Annotated in this window: 8 protein-coding genes and 1 pseudogene; 4 read left to right on the top strand and 5 right to left on the bottom strand. The window is 70.0% G+C overall.

Annotation, left to right across the window (positions count from 1 at the left end):
- Window positions 1–68, top strand: a pseudogene (locus IE273_RS35970) (ATP-binding protein); the annotation flags it as partial.
- A gap of 156 nt (window positions 69–224) precedes the next feature.
- On the opposite strand, the gene IE273_RS35965 reads toward IE273_RS35970, so the two are convergent.
- From IE273_RS35965 to IE273_RS35950, 4 genes are all read right to left on the bottom strand, one after another.
- Window positions 225–416 (bottom strand): acyl-CoA carboxylase subunit epsilon, encoded by a 192-nt coding sequence (locus tag IE273_RS35965; protein ID WP_189819324.1) that lies wholly within the window; start codon window positions 414–416, stop codon window positions 225–227.
- A 35-nt stretch (window positions 417–451) separates the two neighbouring features.
- Window positions 452–2,047, bottom strand: coding sequence for an acyl-CoA carboxylase subunit beta (locus tag IE273_RS35960; RefSeq protein ID WP_189819323.1), 1,596 nt, complete (start codon window positions 2,045–2,047; stop codon window positions 452–454).
- A 154-nt stretch (window positions 2,048–2,201) separates the two neighbouring features.
- Window positions 2,202–4,490 (bottom strand): polysaccharide lyase 8 family protein, encoded by a 2,289-nt coding sequence (locus IE273_RS35955; protein WP_189819322.1) that lies wholly within the window; start codon window positions 4,488–4,490, stop codon window positions 2,202–2,204.
- Between the two features lie 36 nt (window positions 4,491–4,526).
- The gene (locus tag IE273_RS35950) at window positions 4,527–5,033 is read right to left on the bottom strand and encodes a hypothetical protein (RefSeq protein WP_132788875.1); all 507 of its coding nucleotides are present in this window, start codon (window positions 5,031–5,033) and stop codon (window positions 4,527–4,529) included.
- A 245-nt stretch (window positions 5,034–5,278) separates the two neighbouring features.
- Here IE273_RS35950 and IE273_RS35945 point away from each other — a divergent pair, with 245 nt between their 5' ends.
- A complete protein-coding gene (locus tag IE273_RS35945; RefSeq protein WP_189819321.1) occupies window positions 5,279–5,884 on the top strand; it encodes a YceI family protein in 606 nt (201 codons plus the stop codon).
- 786 nt (window positions 5,885–6,670) lie between these two features.
- Here the strand turns inward: IE273_RS35945 and IE273_RS35940 are convergent.
- Window positions 6,671–7,108, bottom strand: a complete 438-nt coding sequence (locus IE273_RS35940) for an ATP-binding protein (RefSeq protein WP_189819320.1) — start codon at window positions 7,106–7,108, stop codon at window positions 6,671–6,673.
- A 112-nt stretch (window positions 7,109–7,220) separates the two neighbouring features.
- On the opposite strand from IE273_RS35940, the gene IE273_RS35935 reads away from it, so the two are divergent.
- Together IE273_RS35935 and IE273_RS35930 are read left to right on the top strand one after the other, a co-directional pair.
- Window positions 7,221–8,042 (top strand): helix-turn-helix domain-containing protein, encoded by an 822-nt coding sequence (locus IE273_RS35935; RefSeq protein WP_189819319.1) that lies wholly within the window; start codon window positions 7,221–7,223, stop codon window positions 8,040–8,042.
- On the top strand, window positions 8,039–8,281 hold the full coding sequence (locus IE273_RS35930; protein ID WP_189819318.1) for a DUF397 domain-containing protein: 243 nt from the start codon (window positions 8,039–8,041) through the stop codon (window positions 8,279–8,281). Before IE273_RS35935 ends, IE273_RS35930 begins: the two co-directional genes overlap by 4 nt.
- The last annotated feature ends 15 nt before the right edge of the window (window positions 8,282–8,296 follow it).

Raw genomic sequence — 8,296 nt, 5'->3', positions numbered from 1 at the left:
ACCGCGCGGACGCCAAGAGCGCGCTGATCACCCTGGTGGAACACGCCCTGATGGCACGCCTGCGCTAGCGCTTCTCCGCGAGGGGCCCTCTCCGTTCCGGAGGGGGCCCCTTTGCCGTACCCCGTGAGCCGCACGGCGGCCCGGCCCGCGCGACCGGGAGCCGGACACACCGCAGCCCCGCTCTCCCTCGGGGAGGAGCGGGGCTGCGGTCGCGTGCGGAAGGCTCAGTGCCAGCTGTGCGGGGCCCGGAAGCCGGGCTCGCGCTCCAGGCGGCGCCAGCCTGCCTTCGGGCGGGCGCGGTGGGTCGCCGAGGGCTCGGGGCGGGCGGCGGCGCGGGCCAGGAGGATCGCCGTGATGGCGGCGACTTCCTCGGGGTCGGCGTGGCCCTTCTCGACGCGGATGTCAGGAGTGCTCATGGGTGTCAGTCTCCCTGAGAGAGGTGTCCGCCGGGTTACTGCGGAGGGTTGCCGTGCTTGCGGGAGGGCAGGTCGGCGTGCTTGGTGTGCAGCATCGCCAGGGACTTGATCAGCACCTCGCGGGTCTCGGCGGGGTCGATGACGTCGTCGACCAGGCCCCGCTCGGCCGCGTAGTAGGGGTGCATCAGCTCGGACTTGTACTCCTTGACCATCCGCGCGCGCATGGCCTCGGGGTCCTGGGCATCGGCGATCTGCCGGCGGAAGATGACGTTGGCCGCGCCCTCCGCGCCCATCACGGCGATCTCGTTCGTCGGCCACGCGTAGGTGAGGTCGGCGCCGATCGACTGGGAGTCCATGACGATGTAGGCACCTCCGTACGCCTTGCGCAGGATCAGCGAGATCCTCGGCACGGTCGCGTTGCAGTAGGCGTACAGCAGCTTCGCGCCGTGGCGGATGATCCCGCCGTGCTCCTGGTCGACACCGGGGAGGAACCCGGGGACGTCCAGGAACGTGACGATCGGGATATTGAAAGCGTCACACATCTGAACAAAGCGCGCAGCTTTTTCACTCGCCTCGATGTCCAGCACGCCCGCCAGGACCTGCGGCTGGTTCGCGATGATGCCGACCACCTGGCCGTCCAGGCGGGCGAGGGCGCAGATGATGTTGCGCGCCCAGCGCTCGTGGACCTCCAGGTACTCGCCGTCGTCGACGATCTCCTCGATGACCTTGGCCATGTCGTAGGGCCGGTTGCCGTCGGCCGGTACCAGGTCCAGCAGCACGTCGCCGCGGCGGTCCGCCGGGTCCGTGGCGTCGACCCGCGGCGGGTTCTCACGGTTGTTCTGCGGGAGGAGCGACAGGAGGTAGCGCACCTCGGCGATGCACGTCTCCTCGTCGTCGTACGCGAAGTGGCAGACACCGCTCGTCTCGGCGTGGACGTCCGCGCCGCCCAGGCCGTTCTGGGTGATCTCCTCGCCCGTGACGGCCTTGACCACGTCGGGGCCCGTGATGAACATCTGGGACGTGTCGCGGACCATGAAGACGAAGTCCGTCAGCGCCGGGGAGTACGCCGCGCCGCCCGCGCACGGGCCGAGCATCACCGAGATCTGCGGGATGACACCGCTCGCCTTGGTGTTGCGCTGGAAGATGCCGCCGTAGCCGGCGAGGGCGGAGACGCCCTCCTGGATGCGGGCGCCGGCGCCGTCGTTGAGCGACACCAGCGGAGCGCCGGCCGCGATGGCCATGTCCATGATCTTGTGGATCTTGGTGGCGTGGGCCTCGCCGAGGGCGCCGCCGAAGATCCGGAAGTCGTGGGCGTAGACGAAGACCGTACGGCCCTCCACCGTGCCCCAGCCGGTGATGACACCGTCGGTGTACGGCTTCTTGGCCTCCAGGCCGAAGCCGGTCGCCCGGTGCCGGCGCAGCTGCTCGACCTCCTGGAAGGACCCGGGGTCGAGGAGCAGCTCGATCCGCTCCCGCGCCGTCAGCTTGCCCTTGGCGTGCTGCGCCTCGGTCGCCTTCTCGCTCGGGCCCGCCAGGGCCCGGGCACGGATCTCGTGCAGTTCGGCGACCCGTCCGCGTGCGTCCGTCGGCTCACCGGTCGGCTCACCCGTCGTCTCTTCCAAAACGGTCATGTAGCGACCTTACGAAGGACCCGAAGAAAAGCGAGCCGTCGACTCCGTACAGTCTCCGGACCGTTTTCCTGGTGCCAGTGAACAGAACCGTGGCGGCATGCAGGCATTCCGACTGCTCAGAAGGGCGTCCCGTTGTAGGGAGACCACAAAGCCGTCAGCGGAGAGTCAGCTCACATTCGTGGGTGGCACATGCCATCCCCGGAGTGACACGGAGCCTCAGACGGCGGTCGGCCGAAAGGACCTCGACGCTGTCGTCGGCCCGGGTCACCGCGTGCACCGGACGGTTCCAGACCAGCTCCAGCGGGGCTCCGGTGCGGGGCGGCTCGCTCACACAGAGGGTGGCCGTCCGCCCCCGGCGTACGACGAGCACGCTCGCGCCGGCCGAGACGGTCAGGTCCCCCACCGTACCGGCCCGCCAGAAGTTCCACGCCATCAGGCCCAGCCGGGGGACGGCGACGGCCTGGTGCCCGGCGTCGTTGGCGAGGACGGACAGCCAGTGCCGGTCGGCGGCCCGGGCGGCGGTCTCGGCGCGGGAGGCGCCGGGCAGCAGGACGTAGGCGTAGCGGGCGTCCTCGGGGTCGGTGCCGTGGTCGAGCCAGAGAGTCTGCCATCGCCGGGTGCGCCGTTCGTCCGTGCTGGTGGTGTTGATGTCGGACCAGGCGCCGGTACGGTCCTCGCGGAGGGTGCGCAGGTCGCCGCCGTACGGCAGGATCCAGCCGCCGTGCTCCTCCAGGTGGGCCCAGTTCCGCCCGCGTACGAGGCCGTGGGTGCCGTTCTCGCCCAGGTTGCGGCTGTCCACGACCGTCTCCACCGGGACGCCGTCGGCGCAGGAGATCCCGGCGCCGAGGCAGACCACGGCGTCGTCGAGGAAGAACCAGGACTTGTGGGCCTGGAGGGTGGAGCCGAGGCCCTTGACCGCGTACGTGCCGTCGGTGGTCCCGCCGACCCAGCGGACGTCCGGCTTGGGGGCGCCCCACTCGCCGCCGGCCCGGTCGGGGAGCCGCTTCGTGGACACGGTGGTGCCGGGCAGCCGGTACCAGTCGACGGTGGGCCAGTACCAGTCGGTGTACTGGTCGCTCCGGCCCCCGGGCCACCAGGAGAGCATGCCGGAGCCGGTGTGCCAGCCGCGCGGGTTCTCGCCGTTGCCGCACTCGTAGTGGGCGATGCGGTCGCTGGCCATGGCGAGGGCGGCGGTGAAGCGGGGCGTGCGGTGGACGGCGCGGTCCATGGCCGGGAAGAGCCGGTGGCCGAGGGGCTCCGGGGCGGCGGGTGCGGGCGAGTCGGCGATGGCGTGCAGCCGCGCCAGATCGGCGACGTCGAACTGACGTGACATCAGCATCGGTACGACGGTGTCCCGTTCGATCCAGCCCTTGATCCGGCCGTGCCACCGCTCCCGCTCGGCCGGGCTCGCGCCGCCCGCGAGGAGGGCGACGGCGGCGATGAGGGCCTGCCCGTGGTAATGGTCGCCGCGCAGCACGTGCTGGTCGTCACTGCGCAGGTAACCCCGGCTGATGGCACGCCCGTTGACGCAGTCCATCACCAGCCCGTCGTGGATCAGCGGCGCGTAGGCGTGCTCCACGCTGTCCAGGACGTGGCGCCGGGCGGGGTCGGTGACCTCCCACTCGGACCCCGCGAGCAGCGCGAACAGCCGCCCCAGCCCGTCGAGCAGGACCTGGCCGTACGTACCGGAGTAGGCGACCCAGGTGTGCTGGACGAAGGAGCCGTCGGCGTAGAGGCCGTCGCCCCGCGTCACGTACGGGAAGACGGGCGAGAGGGCGTCACGGGCCAGGGAGATCTTCTCCGGACTCCGGCCGAGGATGCCGCGCAGGGCGACCGAACGGCACAGGTCGACGCGGTTGGCGCCGGTGGAGGTGCCCGAGTAGTCGGTGAGCATGGTGTCCGGGACGAAGTGGTCGACGGCCGCGCAGGCCGCCGCCACCCGGGCGGGGCCGGCCTGCTCGTACAGGGCGGCCGTGATGTCCGTCAGCAGCCGGGGGCTGCCGATCTGCCACTCCCACCAGTTGCCGTAGCGGGTGGTGGCGGGGTGGTAGACGGTGGCGGAGAGGTGGTCGAGCCCGCGCAGTACGTCGGCGAGGAGACCGGGATCGCCGGTGGAACCGGTGCCGGCCTGGACGTACGCCTGGGCCATGGTCCACAGGCGGCCGTAGCTGAAGGTGATCCCGGAGGGCGGGTCGAAGGGGTGTCCGGGCCAGAGCGAGCCGGGACCGGGGAACATCCCGGCCTGGAACTCCCGCGCCTGCTCCCCGAGTTGGGCGAGCCGGGAGGCGTACGGCTCGGCGGCCGGGTCGTACCCCGCGCCGAGGGCGATGCCGAGCCAGCGGCGGCGCAGCACGTCGTACGGGTCGTCGGCCGCCCGCGCGCCCGGCGCCGGTACGGCGGCGAGGGCGGCGGCCAGCAGCAGCGCGCGTCGGGTCATGCGCATGGGCCCGGTCACCACCCTCTCTCCTCGGCTCCCGGCTCAGCAGCCGCCGCAGTTGTAGTAGAGGACGTCCCAGTGGTTGCCCTCGTCGGCATAGATGTTGCCGGAGCCGGACTGGTACTGCGGGGCGCCGTCGCCGCGCAGGCCGATGTAGCTGAAGTTGTTCTTGATGTACGACGTCACGCACGTGTTCTTGCCGTAGTCGAGCTTGTAGCCGTTCCAGTGGGAGTAGGTGCCGGAGGCGTGGCCGGTCTCGGTGCCGCCGGTGATGTTGAGCGCGCAGCCGCTGGCCCGCTTGAGGGTCTGGGCGCCCTGGGCGGTGGCGAGGTTGAGCTGTTCGAAGGAGGTACAGGTGGAGTTGTAGCGGTCGGAGCAGTTGCCCGAGGACGACCAGGTGATGCCGACGTCGCGGAACATCTGGGTGGCGGTCGCGTGGCTGATCTTGGTGACGGCGAAGGCGTCGGTGGCGGTGCCGAGGACGGCGACGCCGGGGGCGACGACGAGGGCGAGCGCCGTGAGCAGCGAGCGGGTCTTGAGCGGCTTCATGGGGACCTTTCCTGCGGCGGGCCGTGCGTCCTGTGGGTCGGCTGTGCAGGTGGTACAGGTGGTGCAGGCAGATGGTGCCCGAGCGGTCGGGCGGTGCGCCAGAGGGCGGAATCGATTACTCGGCGCACTTGCGCAAACACGTTGCGGATGATGTTGAAAACCGAACCGAATAGGTCTATGGTCTGAGTCGCAGGTTGGTTTAACGTTCAACAAGAAGCAAGCATAAGAAGCACGAGGAGCACGTCATGGGAATCTTCAGCCGCAAGGACACCACCCCCGCCCCCGCCGCGCAGGCCGCCGCCGGCCCCGACCTGACCGCGCTGACCGGCGACTACACGATCGACCCGTCCCACAGCACGATCGGCTTCGTCGCCCGGCACGCCATGGTCACCAACGTCAAGGGCGGCTTCCAGGACTTCACCGGCACCCTCCACCTCGACGGCGCCGACCCCACCAAGTCCACCGCCACGCTCGACGTCCAGATGGCCAGCATCGAGACCGGCAACACCGACCGCGACGGCCACCTGAAGTCGTCCGACTTCTTCAAGATCGACGAGCACCCGGTCATGACGTTCCGCTCCACCAAGGCCGAGTCCCTGGGCGGTGACGACTACCGCATCACCGGCGAACTCTCCCTGCTCGGCGTCACCAAGCCGCTCACCATCGACCTGGAGTTCAACGGCGCCGCGAAGGACCCGTTCGGCAACGAGCGCGTCGGCTTCGAGGGCAAGGCCGAGATCCTGCGCTCGGAGTGGGGCCTGACCTGGAACGCGGCGCTGGAGACGGGCGGCGTCCTGGTCTCCGACAAGATCAAGCTCGTCTTCGACATCTCGGCGATCAAGAACGCGTGAGCGTCCGGCAGCCGACGGAGGGTGGGCACGGTGTCCGTCGGCAACAGGTGACCCTTGGTCCGCTCGCTTCCCGGCCAGTGTCGGGCTTCCGCGAGGTGAGTCAAGGGCGCTGCGCGTCGCCTTCGGCGATGGCCCTCCGGGCCACCCTTGACACACCTCGCTCCAGCCCGGGGAAGAAGCGAGCGAGCGGCCCGGAACAGCGGTGGCCCCGGCGGCAACGGGCCCCCAGGTCACCGACCTCCCACTGTCGGCGAGGCTACGCGGACGCGCCTCGCCTGCACGCCGGGCGGGCCAAGCGGCGAACGGCGGGTGGGTGGCTGGGGCGAGCCCCCAAGGGGCGGCGGGCCCTCAGGCGGTGATTGGCAGATTTGCGCCAAGTGCCGCAGGCAAACAAGCAGGTCAGCGGGCTGGGTGGTGGGCGGAAGTGGCCCAAATCCGCCAATCACCGAACCCGTGTGGCCTGAGGGGCAGATGAGGCTAGGGGGACAGCGGCCAGGAGCCACCCCCCACTCACCGTTCGCCGCTTGGCCCGCCCGGCGTGCCGGCGAGGCGCGATCGCGTGCCCCTGGCGCCGAGTGCGTACGCAGCCGACGCAAGGGCCCGTACCGGTAGGCGGCCACTTTTCCCCGGGCCGCCCGCTCGCTTCTCCCCCGTGCTGGAGCGGGCCGGGTCAAGGGTGGGCCGGAGGCCCATCGCCGAAGGCGACGCGCAGCGCCCTTGACGCGGACCGTGGAAGCACGACACTGGCCGAGAAGCGGGCGGCCCAACGGCCACGTCACCCCACGCTCACCGCAGCCGACCCGGGACGGCCACCTCGTCGCCCCGCACCGCGAACTCGCACCACACGATCTTGCCGGGGCTCCGCTCCCCCACCCCCCACTTGTCCGCGAGGGCCGCGACGAGGAGCAGACCCCGGCCGTGTTCCGCCTCCGGAGTCGGCTCCGGAATCCGCACCTCGCCCGGACCACTGTCGTGCACCTCGACGCGGAGGACGCCGTCCGTGTGCAGGGTCAGCCGGAGGAGGAAACCTCGGCCTGCGGGCACGCCGTGGAGGAGGGCGTTGGTCGCCAACTCACTCACACAGAGCAGTACGTCGTCGCTGCGCTCGGCCGTGGCCCAGTCCGTCAGGGCCTCATGGGCGAACTCCCGCGCGAGCCGTACCGACCTGCGGTCCCTGCGGTAGAAGGTCTGGCGCGTGCGGGGGTGTCGGGGTTCTGCGTTCATGCCGCGAGTGTCACTGTGCGTCACTACACTGGGTCAGTGAGTGAAGTCGTAGTTCTCATTGCTACGAGTCCACTACGAGAGCTTGGCGTGCATACGGGGGAAAGGAACGGCCATGCACGTGGCAACGAGGCCCAAGAAGGTCGGTTCGTGGTACGCGGTCGGCGCGCTGGTGGCGCACTTCCGGAAGAAGGCGCGCCTCACGCAGGAACAGTTCGCGGAGTCGGCGAACCTCGCGGTCGACACGGTGAGGTCGATCGAGCAGGGGAGGCTGGCGCTCCAGCCGGATCGCGCCGAGCAGTTCGACGAACTCCTCGACACGGGTGGGGCGTTAACGGTGGTGGTGGCCAAGCTGCCGGTACGGGACCGGATCGTTCAGTTCGCGCAGGGGCTGGTTGATCATGAGCAGGAGGCGGTGGGCGTCCTCTCGTACCAGAGTCTCGCGGTTCCGGGGCTCCTCCAGACACCTGAGTACTGCCGCGCCGTGTTCGACTACCGGTACCCGGCGATCGGGAGCGAGACAGCTGAGCAGTGGGTGCAGGCCCGCATGGAACGACAGTTGATCTGGCAGCGGGACAGGCCACCGGTGGGGCACTTCATCCTGGAAGAGAGCATCCTGCGGCGGGAGGTCGGCGGCCCGGAGGTGATGCGTGCGCAGATCCGGCAGATCCTGGAGTACACGCGACCCATTCACATGAGCTTCCAGATCATGCCCATGCACCAGAGGCCTCACGCGGCACTCGACGGGCCCATGGTGCTCCTGGAGACCCCGGAGCACGAACGGCTGGTCTACCTGGAAGTCCAGCGCGCGAGCTTCCTCGTAGATGACCCGGAAGAGGTCAGCGACTATTACCACAAGTATGGGATGCTGCGGTCACAGGCGCTCTCCTGCGACAAGAGCGAGCGCCTTCTGATGGGACTGCTAGGAGAGTCATGAAGACCGCAGCACTGGCATGGTTCAAGTCGAGCTACAGCGGTAGTGAGGGCGGCGACTGCGTCGAACTCGCGTACACCTGGCGTAAGTCCAGCTACAGCTCCAACGAAGGCGGCAACTGCGTAGAAGTAGCCGCCCACCCCACCACCATCCACATCCGCGACTCCAAGAACACCCCCGGCCCCACCCTCACCCTCTCCCCCGTCACCTGGACCCGTTTCCTCGACGGCATCGCCCGCTGAGCGGCAGCGCGCCGC

The organism is Streptomyces olivaceoviridis, assembly GCF_014650115.1.
GTDB lineage: Bacteria > Actinomycetota > Actinomycetes > Streptomycetales > Streptomycetaceae > Streptomyces > Streptomyces olivaceoviridis.
This window is presented reverse-complemented; position numbering and strand designations above follow the sequence as displayed.